This is a genomic window from Rhizobium sp. 10PS4, from assembly GCF_032464805.1.
GTDB lineage: Bacteria > Pseudomonadota > Alphaproteobacteria > Rhizobiales > Rhizobiaceae > Rhizobium > Rhizobium laguerreae.
Genome location: NZ_JAWDIW010000017.1, coordinates 133,627 through 147,211, shown reverse-complemented (window position 1 = coordinate 147,211; position 13,585 = coordinate 133,627). Strand labels below are relative to the sequence as shown.

At 62.1% G+C, this 13,585-nt stretch carries 16 protein-coding genes; 8 read left to right on the top strand and 8 right to left on the bottom strand.

Translation table 11 applies throughout. The features are described 5' to 3' along the window. Both RWJ89_RS29015 and RWJ89_RS29010 read left to right on the top strand, forming a co-directional pair. Positions 1-469 (top strand): aminotransferase class I/II-fold pyridoxal phosphate-dependent enzyme (locus RWJ89_RS29015; RefSeq protein WP_316031849.1); only part of this gene is annotated, 469 nt, incomplete at its 5' end. A 412-nt stretch (positions 470-881) separates the two neighbouring features. After that, positions 882-2,741, top strand: coding sequence for an ABC transporter transmembrane domain-containing protein (locus RWJ89_RS29010; RefSeq protein ID WP_131665552.1), 1,860 nt, complete (start codon positions 882-884; stop codon positions 2,739-2,741). Between the two features lie 197 nt (positions 2,742-2,938). Here RWJ89_RS29010 and RWJ89_RS29005 read toward each other — a convergent pair whose 3' ends face one another. The 4 genes from RWJ89_RS29005 to RWJ89_RS28990 all read right to left on the bottom strand — a co-directional run bounded on the left by RWJ89_RS29005 (position 2,939) and on the right by RWJ89_RS28990 (position 4,689). After that, complete coding sequence (locus tag RWJ89_RS29005) at positions 2,939-3,196, bottom strand: DUF2312 domain-containing protein (RefSeq protein ID WP_131665551.1); 258 nt, start codon at positions 3,194-3,196, stop codon at positions 2,939-2,941. Positions 3,197-3,315: 119 nt separating this feature from the next. Continuing rightward, entirely contained in the window at positions 3,316-3,453 is a 138-nt protein-coding gene (locus RWJ89_RS29000; protein WP_376775303.1) for a GapR family DNA-binding domain-containing protein, read from the bottom strand. A gap of 91 nt (positions 3,454-3,544) precedes the next feature. Beyond that, positions 3,545-3,850, bottom strand: a complete 306-nt coding sequence (locus RWJ89_RS28995; protein WP_168284276.1) for a DUF1244 domain-containing protein — start codon at positions 3,848-3,850, stop codon at positions 3,545-3,547. A 50-nt stretch (positions 3,851-3,900) separates the two neighbouring features. Then, the gene (locus RWJ89_RS28990) at positions 3,901-4,689 is read right to left on the bottom strand and encodes an N-formylglutamate amidohydrolase (protein WP_131665562.1); all 789 of its coding nucleotides are present in this window, start codon (positions 4,687-4,689) and stop codon (positions 3,901-3,903) included. 201 nt (positions 4,690-4,890) lie between these two features. On the opposite strand from RWJ89_RS28990, the gene RWJ89_RS28985 reads away from it, so the two are divergent. The 3 genes from RWJ89_RS28985 to RWJ89_RS28975 all read left to right on the top strand — a co-directional run bounded on the left by RWJ89_RS28985 (position 4,891) and on the right by RWJ89_RS28975 (position 7,590). Further along, positions 4,891-5,376 (top strand): DUF1036 domain-containing protein, encoded by a 486-nt coding sequence (locus RWJ89_RS28985; RefSeq protein ID WP_020051593.1) that lies wholly within the window; start codon positions 4,891-4,893, stop codon positions 5,374-5,376. Beyond that, the gene (gene pyk, locus RWJ89_RS28980) at positions 5,376-6,815 is read left to right on the top strand and encodes a pyruvate kinase (protein WP_020051592.1); all 1,440 of its coding nucleotides are present in this window, start codon (positions 5,376-5,378) and stop codon (positions 6,813-6,815) included. The genes RWJ89_RS28985 and pyk overlap by 1 nt, the downstream gene beginning before the upstream one ends. 139 nt (positions 6,816-6,954) lie before the next feature. Continuing rightward, positions 6,955-7,590 carry a LysE family translocator gene (locus tag RWJ89_RS28975; protein WP_011653474.1) on the top strand — a complete coding sequence of 212 codons (636 nt, stop codon included), beginning with the start codon at positions 6,955-6,957 and terminating at the stop codon, positions 7,588-7,590. Positions 7,591-7,592: 2 nt separating this feature from the next. On the opposite strand, the gene RWJ89_RS28970 is transcribed toward RWJ89_RS28975, so the two are convergent. Together RWJ89_RS28970 and RWJ89_RS28965 are read right to left on the bottom strand one after the other, a co-directional pair. Next, positions 7,593-8,147, bottom strand: coding sequence for a DUF4865 family protein (locus RWJ89_RS28970; protein ID WP_316031848.1), 555 nt, complete (start codon positions 8,145-8,147; stop codon positions 7,593-7,595). After that, entirely contained in the window at positions 8,144-8,563 is a 420-nt protein-coding gene (locus RWJ89_RS28965; RefSeq protein WP_132612280.1) for a tautomerase family protein, read from the bottom strand. Before RWJ89_RS28965 ends, RWJ89_RS28970 begins: the two co-directional genes overlap by 4 nt. A 116-nt stretch (positions 8,564-8,679) precedes the next feature. Here RWJ89_RS28965 and RWJ89_RS28960 point away from each other — a divergent pair, with 116 nt between their 5' ends. Then, the gene (locus RWJ89_RS28960) at positions 8,680-9,576 is read left to right on the top strand and encodes a LysR substrate-binding domain-containing protein (protein ID WP_132612278.1); all 897 of its coding nucleotides are present in this window, start codon (positions 8,680-8,682) and stop codon (positions 9,574-9,576) included. Positions 9,577-9,805: 229 nt separating this feature from the next. Further along, entirely contained in the window at positions 9,806-10,612 is an 807-nt protein-coding gene (locus tag RWJ89_RS28955) for a phytanoyl-CoA dioxygenase family protein (RefSeq protein ID WP_132612276.1), read from the top strand. A gap of 39 nt (positions 10,613-10,651) precedes the next feature. Here RWJ89_RS28955 and RWJ89_RS28950 read toward each other — a convergent pair whose 3' ends face one another. Further along, a complete protein-coding gene (locus tag RWJ89_RS28950; protein WP_316031847.1) occupies positions 10,652-11,596 on the bottom strand; it encodes a GlxA family transcriptional regulator in 945 nt (314 codons plus the stop codon). A gap of 127 nt (positions 11,597-11,723) precedes the next feature. Between RWJ89_RS28950 and RWJ89_RS28945 the strand changes: the two genes are divergently transcribed. Then, positions 11,724-12,521, top strand: a complete 798-nt coding sequence (locus RWJ89_RS28945; RefSeq protein ID WP_077979528.1) for an SDR family NAD(P)-dependent oxidoreductase — start codon at positions 11,724-11,726, stop codon at positions 12,519-12,521. A 68-nt stretch (positions 12,522-12,589) separates the two neighbouring features. Here the strand turns inward: RWJ89_RS28945 and RWJ89_RS28940 are convergent, their stop codons facing one another. Beyond that, positions 12,590-13,564, bottom strand: coding sequence for a threonine ammonia-lyase (locus RWJ89_RS28940; RefSeq protein ID WP_077979529.1), 975 nt, complete (start codon positions 13,562-13,564; stop codon positions 12,590-12,592). Positions 13,565-13,585 lie beyond the last annotated feature (21 nt).

Here is a 13,585-nt window from a genome sequence, read left to right as displayed (position 1 = left end):
TGGAGTGATGGGCGGCTACATCGCCGCGTCGACGGCGCTTTGCGATTTCATCCGCTCGTTTGCCTCCGGCTTCATCTTCACGACGGCGCTGCCGCCAGCACTTGCCGCCGGCGCCGTCGCCTCGATCCAGCATCTGAAGGTCAGCCAGTTCGAGCGCGCCCGCCATCAGGACCGGGTGCGCAAGCTGAGAGCACTGCTCGACCAGCGCGGCATTCCGCATATGCCCAATCCGAGCCATATCGTGCCGGTGCTGGTCGGCGATGCGGCCAAGTGCAAGTGGATCTCCGACCTGCTGCTCGACAATTGCGGCGTCTATGTCCAGCCGATCAACTATCCGACAGTGCCGAAGAAGACCGAGCGCCTGCGCATTACGCCGACGCCGCTGCATTCCGACGCCGATATCGCCCATCTGGTCGAGGCGCTGCATTCGCTCTGGTCGCGCTGCGCGCTGGCAAGGCACGTCGCCTGATTTTTCGATGATCGCTCCTCTGCGTCCCAACAATCGGGCTCAACGTCTCTACCTATCGACCTGAGATAGCGGAGATCTCGGCCGTGAGATGCCGACGCGAACCGACAAGGTGACCCCTTGGCGATACGCCGATACATGCGGCGATTGAACGGGCCGCTCGCAAGACGGCCCCGGAACCGGCGGTATTCGGCGAGGCGCTTTCCGCCGGATCGATGAAGAGCGGTGATGCTGACAGACGATTTCCCAAAGCGGATCCGGCGTGTTTCTCGGCATATATCATCGCTGCCACAGTGCGGGTCGACGCAGGAAGTCCAGTAGATCAAGATCGCTCCGTTGTTGATCGCGATCAAAGACTGACCACTGAATTGGGGTGAAAAGACCAGTCGATGCAAACCAGGAGTTCACGGCATTGATGATTGCCAAGCACGACCGCCTCGCCGATACGCCTGCATGTTGCACGGAGGCTACGGACCTCGGCGCAGCGAGAGAAGACCGCTCCCGCAGGTCGCTAGCGGGACTTGGAAAGCTGACGCCTCTTCTGCGCGCCCACCGGTGGCTGGCGGCCGGCGCCGTCGTCTCCCTTACGGCCGCCGCTCTCATCTCCCTCGCGCTGCCGACAGCGGTCCGGCGTCTGATAGATCGGGGTTTCGCCCGCACCGACGGCGCATTCGTCGACCACTACTTCCTCATGCTCGTCGTGCTGGCGATCGCTCTCGCCGTCGCAAGCGCCTGTAGATACTATTTCGTCGCCGCGCTTGGCGAGCGGCTGGTCTGCGATCTTCGTCTCCAGGTCTTTCAAAAGGTCGTTCGTCTTCCTGCAAGCTTCTTCGATGCGAACCGCTCCGGCGAAGTCTCGTCGCGGCTCACCGCCGATGCGGCGCAGATCAAGTCCGCCGTGAGCCTTGCTGCCTCCGTCGCGCTTCGGAACTCCATTCTCTGCGTCGGCGCCCTTGCCATGATGTTCGTGACAAGTCCCGGCCTGTCCTCAATCACGGTCGGAGCAATCCCGCTCATTGTCGTGCCCCTGGTGGTGTTCGGTCGGTCAGTCCGGCAAAAATCCAGGTCCGCACAGGACGCGCTCGCCGAGGCGTCGGCCTTTGCAAGCGAGATCGTCGCAGGAAGCCGGACTATACAAGCCTTCAACGGTGAGGAAGCCGCTCAACGCAAATACGTCCGCGAAATCGAGGCGTCATATGCCAGTTCGGTGAGCGCCGCGCGCTCGAGAGCCTTCCTCACGGCTTTCGCGATCGCCCTCGTTTTTGCGAGCGTCGTCGGCGTGCTTTGGATCGGAGCGCAGAACCTGCTGTCCGGCGCGATGACCGCAGGAGATCTCGGGCAATTCCTTCTTTACGCGGTGATCGCGGCAGGATCGCTCGGTTCGCTTTCGGAGGTCTGGGGCGAGCTCGCACAGGCGGCAGGTGCGGCCGGCAGGCTATTCGAACTGATGGACGAAGAGGACGGGCGGCCAGAAGCAGGTGCGACGCTGCCGCTGCGAACGCCCGTCGCGGGTCGGATCGAATTCGAGGACGTGCGCTTCGCCTATCCGGGTGCGCCAGATCGTGAAGTCTTGCGGGGACTGTCGATGCGGGTCTCTCCGGGCGAAACCGTGGCCGTGGTCGGAGCATCGGGCTCTGGTAAAAGCACGCTATTCTCCGTCCTTCTCGGCTTCTACGGCGTAGGCGATGGAAAGATCGCAATCGACGGTCGCGACGTCGCTACTCTCTCTCCGGAAGAAGTGCGGCAACAGATGGCCATCGTCCCTCAGGACATCACGATTTTCGCCTCCTCCATCAAGGAGAACATAGCGATCGGCCGGCCGGAGGCCATCCCGGAAGAAATAGAGGCCGCCGCCGCCAGGGCGCAGGCGCATGACTTTGTCTCCGCTCTTCCCAACGGATACGGCACGGTCGTAGGCGAGCGCGGTCTTACATTGTCTGGCGGGCAGCGCCAGAGAATCGCGATCGCAAGAGCTGTCCTGAAGGACGCTCCGATCCTTCTTCTCGACGAAGCCACGTCATCACTCGACGCCGAAAGCGAGATGCTGGTGCAGAAGGGACTCGACGAGCTTATGGAGAATCGCACGACGATCGTCATCGCACACCGGCTTGCCACCGTCCTCAAGGCTGATCGCATCCTCGTCATGGACGAAGGCCGAATAGTCGAAGAAGGGACGCATCCGTCGCTCGTTCGCCAGGGCGGCGCATACGCAAGGCTTGCGGAGCTGCAGTTCGATGCTCCGGCGTCGCTTCCAGTCGAAAGGAATGCGGCGTGATGAGCGCACGTCAAGGACTCAGCAAACCTTTCAGGATAGGCACCCGCGCAAGCCCGCCTACCATCGCCCAGGCATCGGAGGTGGCCGCGCGCCTATGCGCCTGCCATGGACTGCCCGCTGAATCCTTTGCATCGTGCCGCTGACGACGAAGAGCGACCGGCTGAGCGAGCAGCCGCTTCCGGACATCGGTTCTATCGTTACTCCATGCCGAGAGCGTTCATGTAGGTCTGCAGGATCGACTCCTCCTCCATGCGCTCGTTGGCGTCTTTTTTCCTTAGCCGGATAATCGTCTTCATCGCCTTTGTATCGTAACCCCGGCCCTTCGCCTCCCCGAACACGTCCTTGATGTCGTCGGCGATGGTCTGCTTCTCCTCCTCAAGGCGCTCGATGCGCTCGATGAATGCGCGCAACTCCGCGGCGGCGACGTTCTCGGTGCTGGTTTCGATCTCGCTCATTTGCTTTGAATTCCTCTTTGTCGGTCCGGCCGTCGAAGGCGCTTGCGCATATCGTCGCGGCCGTGTATTTTGCTTTCAAATCATTGATTCTACACGTATAAACTACGATTCACGGGGGTTTAGCAGCCCATTCCCTTGGCCTCGCCATAGGCGTCCTTGATGTCGACGGCGATGGTCTTCTTTTCTTCTTCCAGCCGTTCAATGCGCTCGATGAAAGCGCGAAGCTGATCGCGGGCGACGCCATGAGCATCAGACATCGTGTTCTCCTGGTTTTTCGGTGATCAATTTTGGATGCCAGTGACTGCCGCGAAGCGGCGCCACGGTCAAGCCTGTTCGCGGCCAGCCAAGCTATTTGTGTGGATTGTTCAGTTCAAAAGCAGTCTTTTGCACTGGCGAGGCCTCGTTCTGGTGAAGATTCTTCCAGTCCTCATAGGGCATGCCATAGACCATCTCGCGCGATTCGTCCCTGGTAACCGGGACACCTTCGGCCTCGGCGGCTTCGCGATACCAGTTCGACAGGCAGTTGCGGCAGAAGCCGGCCAGATTCATCAGATCGATGTTCTGAACGTCGCTGCGTTCGCGAAGATGTGCGACGAGGCGGCGGAAGGCGGCAGCTTCGAATTCGGTCTGTTGTTCCTTGCTGAGCGCGGTCATCTCGCTTCCTTTCGTTAAAGTGAGGCCTTTCGTTAAATGGGGGCCTTCGTTCAATAGGGGCCGGAGCGCGACAGATGAACGTCGTATCCGTGCAAGGCGGGATCGGCATTCATCGCCGCAAAGATCGGCGCCAGGCGTTCGGCCCATGCTGATATGCCGGTCTCGTCTCCGATCAGGTCCTGGCGCACCTCGAGCAGCGCATGCGGAATGCCTGTGATCATGCAATGGCGGTACATGGTATCGCCCTTCAGCGCGCCGTCATAGGGTTCGTTGTCGCCAACGGCGAGATCGGGATCGGCGCGCAGCATCTCGAGCAGCGGGCCGACGGCGCGATGGTCGCTATCCCAGAGTACGGCGGCGTGCCAGGGACGGGGAATGCCTTTCCAGGCCGGCGTGAAGGAGTGCAGCGACAGCACCAGCGGCGCCCTGCCGGTGGCATTCGCCACGCTGTCGATCGTTGCGGCGACGGCATGGTGATAGGGGCGATGGAAGGTTTCGATGCGGTAGTCCCATTCCTGCGGCGTGATCGGATGATTGCCTGATACGACGGCGCCGTCGGAGATCTTCATGATTAGCGTCGGATCGTCTTCGCCGCGATTCGGATCGATCAGCAGGCGCGAAAAGCCGCCGAGCACGGCGGGAACGCCGAGTTTTTCCGAAAGCTGCCGCGTCAGGCCCTCGATGCCGATGTCATAGGCGATGTGGCGGGCGAAGGCCGCGTCGGGCAGTCCGAGCCGGCCATATCGCGCGGGAAGGCGGTTCATCGCGTGATCTGCGAGGATCACCATGCCTTTGTCATGTTTGCCGGATAGGATTTCGAAGGATTGGAAGTCGTCCATCAGGAATTGCCGTTCGTCATTTGCGCCGTCGGGCGCAGTGATCGCATGCGCCTGCGGCGGGTTCAAGCGCGGCACGAGGGAGAGGTTGAACCGGACCCTCGACGGATGGGTTATGAAAGGAAATATAATCGATTAGCATTGCGTTGACTTTCGCTTGACGGCGGCGCAAGAAGACACGGATACGAATAACCGTGGAGCTATTTGGGAGCCGTGTTGATCCAAGCCGCGCCAAGTTTCCTCACGCGGTCCGGACCGCTGGTCCGTCTCGCTCTGTTCGCTCTTGCAGCCGCCATGCCGTTTTTCATCGCAGATGCCGCACGCGCTGATTTTCGCGTCTGCAACGGAACGCAGAATCTCGTCGGCGTCGCGATCGGATACCGGGCCAAGGATGGCTGGGTGACGGAGGGTTGGTGGCAGGTGCCGGCAACGACCTGCGCCACGCTGATCGAGGGAGAATTGCAGTCGCGCTATTATTACCTCTACGCAGAGGACGCCGCCCGGGGTGGACGATGGACGGGTGACGTGCAGATGTGCGTTGCGGAAAACGAATTCAAGATCGCGGGTGTGCAGGATTGTTATGCCCGCGGTTACCAGAAAATGGGATTCAAGGAATATGATACGGGCCGCCAGGGTAGCTGGATGGTTCAACTCTCCGACACCCCAGGGACGCAAGAAAGCCAGAATTGATGAAGCGTAATCGCAAAGTTAAAATCCTCGCCACCCTCGGGCCAGCCTCCTCCGAGGAATCGATGATCGAGAAGCTGCACCAGGCCGGTGCGGATGTCTTCCGCATCAATATGAGCCATGCGAGCCACGACATGATGCGTACGCTCATCCAGCGCATCCGCTCGGTCGAAGCGCGCTCCGGCCGGCCGATCGGCATTCTCGCCGACCTGCAGGGACCGAAACTGCGTGTCGGCAAGTTCGTCGACGGCAAGGTGGACCTGAGGCCCGGCCAGACCTTCACCCTCGACAACAACGAAGCGCTCGGCGATCAGAACCGCGTCTATCTGCCGCATCCCGAAATCCTGGAATCGGTACAGCCCGGCCATCGTCTGCTGATCGACGACGGCAAGCTCGCGCTGCGCGCAGAAAAATGCGACGGCAAGAGCATCGTCACGACTGTTATTTCGGGCACGCGCATCTCCGACCGCAAGGGCGTCAGCCTTCCCGACACGCTGCTCGGCGTTGGCGCGCTGACGGACAAGGACCGCGCCGACCTCGACGCCGTGCTTGCCACCGACGATGTCGACTGGGTGGCGCTTTCCTTCGTCCAGCGTCCCGACGACCTTGCCGAAGTGCGCAAGATCGCCCGTGGCCGCGTCGGCCTGATGTCAAAGATCGAAAAGCCGCAGGCTCTCGAGCGCATCGAGGAAATCATCGAACTGTCAGACGCATTGATGGTCGCCCGTGGCGATCTCGGCGTCGAAATGCCGCTCGAATCGGTTCCCGGCATCCAGAAGCAGCTGATCCGTGCCTGCCGCCGTTCGGGCAAGCCGGTGGTCGTTGCCACGCAGATGCTGGAATCGATGATCTCTGCGCCGGTGCCGACACGCGCCGAAGTTTCCGACGTCGCGACCGCCGTCTTCGAAGGTGCGGATGCCGTCATGCTCTCGGCCGAATCGGCCTCGGGCGATTATCCCGTCGAAGCCGTCACGACGATGGCGTCGATTGCCACCGCCATCGAGCGTGAGCCGCATTATCCCGGCATCATCTATGCCCAGCGTGCCCAGCCGGAAGCGACCGGCGCCGATGCGATCTCGCTTGCCGCCCGTCAGATCGCCGAAACGCTGAAGCTGTCGGCGATCGTCTGTTACACCTCGTCGGGCACGACAGGCCTTCGTGCCTCGCGCGAGCGTCCGCAAGTGCCGATCCTGGCGCTGTCGCCGATCATCAAGACGGCGCGCCGTCTTGCCGTCGTCTGGGGCCTGCATTGCGTCGTCACCCATGACGCGACCGATCTCGACGACATGGTCAACCGCGCCTGCCGCATCGTCGCGGACGAAGGCTTCGGCAAGCCGGGCGACCGCATCATCATCTCAGCCGGTGTGCCGCTCGGCACGCCCGGCGCCACCAACATGATCCGCATCGCCTATATCGGCTCCGACGGCCAGAGCGGCGTCTGATCCAATCGCATGCCTTCGAAAGTCCGCTGCGTGAAGAGGCGGCGGGCTTTTTCGTTGACGGACTGGCATTGCCAAGCTTGGCGACGCATGCAAGTTTCGCTCCCTGGAGCTGGACATGCTCCGGGTTCGGAGGAGCATCATGGATATCGTCACGCTTCTGGCTTTTGCAGCCGTTTCTTTTGTCGGCATCGCGACGCCCGGGCCAACCGTGTTGTTGGCGCTGACCAACGGTTCTCGGCATGGCCTGCGCCGGGCAGTTGCCGGCATGATCGGCGCGGTGCTGTCCGATTTCGTGCTGATCGGCGCCGTCGCGATCGGGCTCGGTGCGCTGCTCGCTGCATCGGAATTCTGGTTCTCGATGCTGAAATGGGCGGGTGCCGCCTATCTCGCTTTTCTCGGCATCATGTTGCTGCGCTCGAAGGGCACGATCGATGCGGCGTTGAAGTCCGGAGCGCCTGCGGGCGCGACTTCGCCCTTCTCGATCGGGTTGAAGAGCTTCATGGTCGCGGCGACCAATCCCAAGGGCTACCTGTTCTTCTCGGCCTTCCTGCCGCAGTTCATCGATCCAACCATGCCGCAGGCGACGCAATATATGCTGCTCGCGCTGGTCTTTGCCGCGCTCGATTTCCTCATCATGTTCGGCTACGCCTTCTTCGGTTCGCAGGCCGTGCGTTTCCTTAAAACCTCCGGCGCCATGTGGCTGGAGCGGGCCTGCGGTGGCGCGCTGCTGGCGCTTGCCGGCTCGCTGGCCTTCTATCGCCGGGCAACCGTCTGAGTTCAGGGTCCAGGCAGGGACAGGTGGCCAACGTGATAAGCCTGCGTATGCTCGCCGATTTCCGGAACCTCGCGCCATAGCTTGAAGCGTATTCGCGTCCATGTCGTCGGTTCGAAGCCGGAGACGGAGGCGAGCGCGCCTGTTGCCATATCGGCATCGGCCTCTGCGCTGTTGGCCCCGCGGAGATCGATGAGCGGCGCATAGGGTTCCGTCTGCTGGATATCGCAGGTGGCGAACTTGGCTGCGGCGATATCATGCGAGATTTCCGCCTGCCAGACGATCCAGGTTTTGACCTGCGGCCAGCCGAAGGCGCCTGTTAACGCCTCAAACCCAGGACCGCAAAGGAAGTCACTTACCCCTTCCGGCGTCTGCCAGAGGTAGAAGGGCGCGTAGAGGTTTTCGCGACTGCCAAATTCACTTTTGCGCGCTTTGAGATAGGCCTTGAAACCGAGATTGGGAAAGCCGTCGAGCAACGGTCCCTTGTCGCGGATGCGGCGGTCGATGATCGACATGTCGTAATCGGCTGGCAGGGTGAAGCTGTACTGCATGGCAATCATTGCCGATCTCCGATTGCACGAAGCCGCCAGTCGGGGTCGGTCATCTGGGCAATGCCATTGCCGAAGGACCAGTCTTCCGGTGTACTGGTGCTGATGACGATCATCACGTCCTCGGGCCGGAGGCCCGGTGACTGCGCCAAGAGATCGGCGAGCCGCCGATAGAGCGCCGCCTTCATCTCGACGGTGCGAGGCCTGCCGATCGTGATCGAGATATAGACGAAGTCGTCCGAGCGCGGGCCGGCGAGATAGCTGCGGTCGAAGATCAATTCGTTCCCGTCATGCTGATGAATGGCCTGGAAGCGGTCGTTTTCGGTCACGTCGAAGGTCTCGACCAGGGCGCGCTGGATGCTGTCGGCCAGTGCCATGAGGTAGTCCGGCGACTTGCCTTTGTGAAGGGAAATGCGAACGAAGGGCATCGGGATCTCCATGGTTCAGACCGCGGTCGGCCTTGACAGCAGAACCATCGCACGGCACGATGATGCTGAAAATCAGAATTTTATGGATAAACGGTCCTGAAAATCGGGATAATGCAATGCGACGGACGATCTTCGATCTCGACGTGCTTCGAACCTTTTCGACCGGCATGGAACTCGGCAATTTCGCCAAGGCGGCCGAGCGGCTCGGCCGTTCGACCTCTGCAGTCAGCGCGCAGCTGAAGAAGCTGGAGGAGCAGGCGGGTACGCCGATCTTCCGCAAGGCGGGGCGCGGGCTGGCGTTGACCGATGCCGGCGAGACGATGCTCGGTTATGCCAGGCGGCTGTTGGAACTCAACGACGAGGCGGCAGCAGCCGTCAACAGCGTCGAGCTGGAAGGCTGGGTGCGGCTCGGCCTGCAGGAGGATTTCGGTGAGAGCCTGCTGCCTGATGTGCTCGGCCGCTTTGCGCGCGCTCATCCGAAGGTCCGCATTGAAGCGCGGGTGGTGCGCAATGCCGAGCTGCTCGAGCGCGTCACTTCGGGCAAGCTTGATCTGGCGCTTGCCTGGAGCGATGGCACGCTGACGGCGCATTGCGAGCGGGTCGGCGAAGTGCCGATGCGCTGGATCGGACCTGCCGAGGGGCAGCCGTGCTGGCAAGCCGTAAGCGGCGAGCCGATGCCACTCGCTTCGCTGGAGGCGCCGTGCCTGCTGAGGAATGCAGCGACCAAGGCACTTGATGAGGCGGGCATTTCCTGGCGGCTCGCCTTCGTCAGTCCCAGTCTCGGCGGTCTCTGGGCCGCGACAGCGGCAGGCCTCGGCCTCACCATCCGCACGCCGATCGGCCTGCCGGCGAAGGTCCGGCCGCTGGCGCCGGAGACGATCGGCCTGCCGGATTTGCCGAAGGTCGGTCTGGTCCTGCATCGGGCGGAAGCCGAACCGCAGCCGGCTGCCGCCCGGCTTGCCGAGCTCGTGCTTCAGTCGGTGCATGGCGCGCTACGCGAGGTGTCGGCTTGACATCTCCGGATTGACCCCTCGGGCGCAAGCCTGTAGCCTCGAACTGCTATGAAGATGTTCACCCTCAATATCGCTTCGGTCTTCTTCTTGAGCCTCTAAGGGCTCTGCCTTCGGGCATCAGAAGATGCGGCCGCTGACAGCCTTCGTGGCTGTGCGTTGCCGTGAACTGTAACCACCCTGCATCTGGCCAAGGAAAGAGCCAGCAGGTTTGGCGATAGAGAGATGTTTCATGACAGCAGATGTTTACCCGCCGGCACTGAGTGCCGCGCAGATCGAGCGATTCATCGATGACGGTTTCGTCAGGATCGACGACGCTTTTCCCCGCGAATTGGCCATGGAAGCTCGTGCCATCATGTGGCGCGATATTCCTTTCGATGCGGATGATCCAAGGACGTGGACGCAGCCCGTCGTGCGGCTTGCCGGTTATGGCGGCGGGCCTTTCGAGAAAGCCGTCAACATGCAGGTATTGCATTCGGCCTTCGACCAGCTCGTCGGCAAAGGACGCTGGGTGCCGCGCAATGGGCTTGGCAGTTTCCCGGTGCGCTTTCCCCATCGCGATGATCCAGGCGATGCCGGTTGGCATGTCGACCTCAGCTATCCCGGCGAGGATTCCAATCCGGATGAGCAGCGGGACTTTTCCGCCTGGCGGGTGAACATCACCTCGCGCGGCCGGGCGCTGTTGATGCTCTTCCTGTTCTCAGATGTCGGGGAGGAGGACGCGCCGACCCGCATTCGCGTCGGTTCGCACAAGGATATCGCCCGCCTTCTGGAACCGGCGGGCGATGCAGGGATGGCGCACCTCTGGCTGGAGCATGTCGGGGAGGAGCGGCCGCTGGCGTTGGCGACAGGACGGGCTGGCACGGTCTATCTGTGCCATCCGTTCCTCATCCATGCAGCGCAGATGCACCGCGGCAAGCAGCCCCGTTTCATGGCGCAGCCGGGCCTTGCACCTTCCGAACCACTTCGGCTCGAACGGGAGGACGGCGCCTATTCGCCGGTCGAGACGGCGATCCGCCGGGCGCTTCAAGAGCGGTAACGAGAACAGGATGCGTCCTGCCGTCGCAGGCTGGATGTATCACATCTGCAGCTCCTGCAGGGCGGCGCGCCGAATTGCCTGCGGCGGCTGGCCGAAAGCGCGAAGAAAGGCGCGGCGCATGCGCTCGCGATCGGCAAAGCCTGTTTCGCGGGCAACGACATCGATCGGGTGGCGGCCCTGCTCCATCATCAGCCGGGCCGCTTCCAACCGCAGGTTCTCGACGGCCTTGGCCGGCGATTGGCCGGTTTCAGCGCGGAAGGCGCGGCTGAACTGGCGGGGGCTAAGATGGGCCGCTTCCGCCAACGCCTCGACTGAAAGCGCCGATTTCAGATTGCTACGGGCGTGGGCGAGCGCCTTCTGGATGCGGTCCGATTTGGGCTCCAGTTCCAGAAGGGCGGAAAATTGTGACTGGCCACCGGCGCGGCGGTGATAGACGACAAGCATGCGGGCAACGGCGCGCGCCACTTCAATACCGTGATCCTTCTCGACCATCGCCAAAGCCAGATCGAGACCGGCCGTCATGCCGGCGGACGTCCAGACGGAACCGTCGATGATGAAGATCCGGTCTTCCTCCATCTTTATTTTGGGATAGCGGCTTTGCAGTTCGCGCGAGACATACCAGTGCGTCGTTGCGCGGCGTCCGTCAAGGATGCCGGCTTCGGCAAGAAAGAAGGCGCCGGTGCAGATCGACGCCAGGCGACGTGTGGCGGGCAAGGCGGTGCGGACGAAGTCGGTTTCCGCCGCATTCGGCAGCCTGATGCCGGGCGCTCCCGCCACGATCAGCGTGTCGAGGGCTAGGTCCCCAAAGGCCTCCGTCTCCATCGCCATGCCAAGCGAGTTGGCAATTGGCCCGCCATGTTCGGAGAGATAGTGGACCTCGTAAACCTTTTCCTCGAGTTCGATATTGGCGAACTCGAAGGCCGAGACGGCAGCCAGGCTCATGATCTGGAAGCCGGGATAGAGAAGAAAGCCGACGTGCTGCATGACCATCGCGTCCTGAAATGATTATGTCCTGAAAGGTGGTATATATGACATTTGAGACATTCGCAATCGGACGTAAAACTCTCCTCAAGCGCAGGGCATCGGGCCGGCGTATTCATGGAGACGGATCATGACACAGGAACATAAGGGCACGGCTCTGGTAACCGGCGCATCCTCGGGCATCGGCGCGATCTATGCCCACAGGCTGGCGAAGCAGGGTTACGATCTCATCATCGTCGCCCGCAACGGCGAGCGGCTGCAGGCGCTGGCAAGTCGGTTGAGTGATGAGACCGGACGGACCGTCGAGACTGTCGTCGCCGATCTCGGCAACAGGGCCGGCCTAGCTCGCGTCGAACGCGTGCTGAAGGAAGATCGGAGCATCACGCTTCTCGTCAACAATGCCGGTTTCGGCGGGACGGCGCCGCTGCTTGCCGCCGATGTCGACAAGATGCAGGAAATGATCGAACTCAACGTCACGGCGCTGATGCGGCTGACCTATGCCGCTGTTCCTGGCTTCGTTGCGCGTGGCGGCGGTACGATCATTAACATTGCGTCTATTGTCGCGATCGCACCGGAACTCTTGAACGGCGTTTATGGCGGTACGAAAGCCTTCGTGCTCGCCTTCAGCCAATCGCTGAAGCATGAGCTGGCGGAGAAGAACATTCGCATCCAGGCAGTTCTGCCCGGTGCCACGGCAACGGAATTCTGGGGCATTGCCGGCACGCCAGTCGAACACCTGCCCAATGAGATCGTGATGTCGGCGGAGGATATGGTCGATGCGTCGCTCGCAGGCCTCGGGCAGGGCGAATTCGCGACCATTCCGTCGCTCGAGGATGCCGGTCTGCTTGCCGCCTATGAGCAGGCGCGCGAGGCGCTGATGCCGAACCTGTCTCGCAGCGTGCCGGCGAAACGCTACAAGATCGCCTGACCTTAAAAGATAGAAACCATCCGCTGCTACTGCTGCGGATGGTCAACGGCGTTCATTTGCAACGATATTTAGCCGAACCGTTCCAGAGCCATGGCGAAGATATCGGCATCGACATTGCCGCCCGAGGTGACGGCGACGATCGTGTCGCTTTCCAGGGCGTCGCCATGGAAGAGGGCGGCGGCAAGCGCCACGGCGCCGCCGGGCTCGACGACGATCTTCAGCCGTGTGAAGGCGAGCGCCATGGCGTGCAGTGCCTCCTCGTCGGTGACGACGATGCCGGCGCCGGCGAGACGCTTGAGGATCGGGAAAGTGATATTGCCGGGTTGCGGCGTGACGATTGCATCGCAGATCGAGCCTGATACCGACGTGTTGCGTTCGATCTTGCCGGAGGCGAGCGAGCGGGTGGTGTCGTCGAAATCCTTGGGCTCGCAGGGGCGGACGCGAAAGCCGGGGGCGCTCGCTTCGAGGGCGAGCGCAATGCCTGAGGTCAATCCGCCGCCGCCGCAGGGAACGAGAACTTCGGCTGATGTCACGCCTTCCTCTTCCGCCTGTTCGGAGATTTCGAGACCGGTCGTGCCCTGACCGGCGATGACCAGCGGTTCGTCGAAGGGCTTGATCAGCGTCAGGCCGCGCTCGGCCGAAAGCCTGGCGCCGATCTCGTCGCGATCCTCATTGACGCGGTCGTAGAGCACCACTTCGGCGCCGAAGGCGCGGGTGTTGGCAATCTTCAGCTTCGGCGCATCGCTCGGCATGATGATGACGGAGGGGATATTGTGCAGCTTGGCCGCAAGCGCAACGCCCTGGGCGTGGTTGCCGGAGGAGAAGGCGATGACGCCCTTCGAACGCACCGCAGCATCGAGGCCGGAGACGGCCGACCAGCCGCCGCGAAACTTGAACGAGCCGGAATGCTGCAGACATTCCGCTTTCACGAACAGACGCCGGCCGGCGATCTCATTCAAAAAAGGAGAGGAGAGAAGCGGCGTGCGCCTTGCATGACCGCGCAGACGGGCGCGGGCTGCGACAATCATTTCAATGCTGGCCATTCGGGAATCTTTCTGCTTGCG

Coding starts and splice junctions, on each gene's coding strand:
- RWJ89_RS29010 (WP_131665552.1), top strand. CDS start 882: ATGATTGCCAAGCACGACCGCCTCGCCGATACGCCTGCATGTTGCACG.
- RWJ89_RS28955 (WP_132612276.1), top strand. CDS start 9,806: ATGACAGCAGATGTTTACCCGCCGGCACTGAGTGCCGCGCAGATCGAG.
- RWJ89_RS28965 (WP_132612280.1), bottom strand. CDS start 8,563: ATGCCCTTCGTTCGCATTTCCCTTCACAAAGGCAAGTCGCCGGACTAC.
- RWJ89_RS28945 (WP_077979528.1), top strand. CDS start 11,724: ATGACACAGGAACATAAGGGCACGGCTCTGGTAACCGGCGCATCCTCG.
- RWJ89_RS28950 (WP_316031847.1), bottom strand. CDS start 11,596: ATGCAGCACGTCGGCTTTCTTCTCTATCCCGGCTTCCAGATCATGAGC.
- RWJ89_RS28970 (WP_316031848.1), bottom strand. CDS start 8,147: ATGATTGCCATGCAGTACAGCTTCACCCTGCCAGCCGATTACGACATG.
- RWJ89_RS28960 (WP_132612278.1), top strand. CDS start 8,680: ATGCGACGGACGATCTTCGATCTCGACGTGCTTCGAACCTTTTCGACC.
- RWJ89_RS28975 (WP_011653474.1), top strand. CDS start 6,955: ATGGATATCGTCACGCTTCTGGCTTTTGCAGCCGTTTCTTTTGTCGGC.
- RWJ89_RS29005 (WP_131665551.1), bottom strand. CDS start 3,196: ATGAGCGAGATCGAAACCAGCACCGAGAACGTCGCCGCCGCGGAGTTG.
- RWJ89_RS28990 (WP_131665562.1), bottom strand. CDS start 4,689: ATGGACGACTTCCAATCCTTCGAAATCCTATCCGGCAAACATGACAAA.
- RWJ89_RS29000 (WP_376775303.1), bottom strand. CDS start 3,453: ATGTCTGATGCTCATGGCGTCGCCCGCGATCAGCTTCGCGCTTTCATC.
- RWJ89_RS28995 (WP_168284276.1), bottom strand. CDS start 3,850: ATGACCGCGCTCAGCAAGGAACAACAGACCGAATTCGAAGCTGCCGCC.
- RWJ89_RS28940 (WP_077979529.1), bottom strand. CDS start 13,564: ATGGCCAGCATTGAAATGATTGTCGCAGCCCGCGCCCGTCTGCGCGGT.
- pyk (WP_020051592.1), top strand. CDS start 5,376: ATGAAGCGTAATCGCAAAGTTAAAATCCTCGCCACCCTCGGGCCAGCC.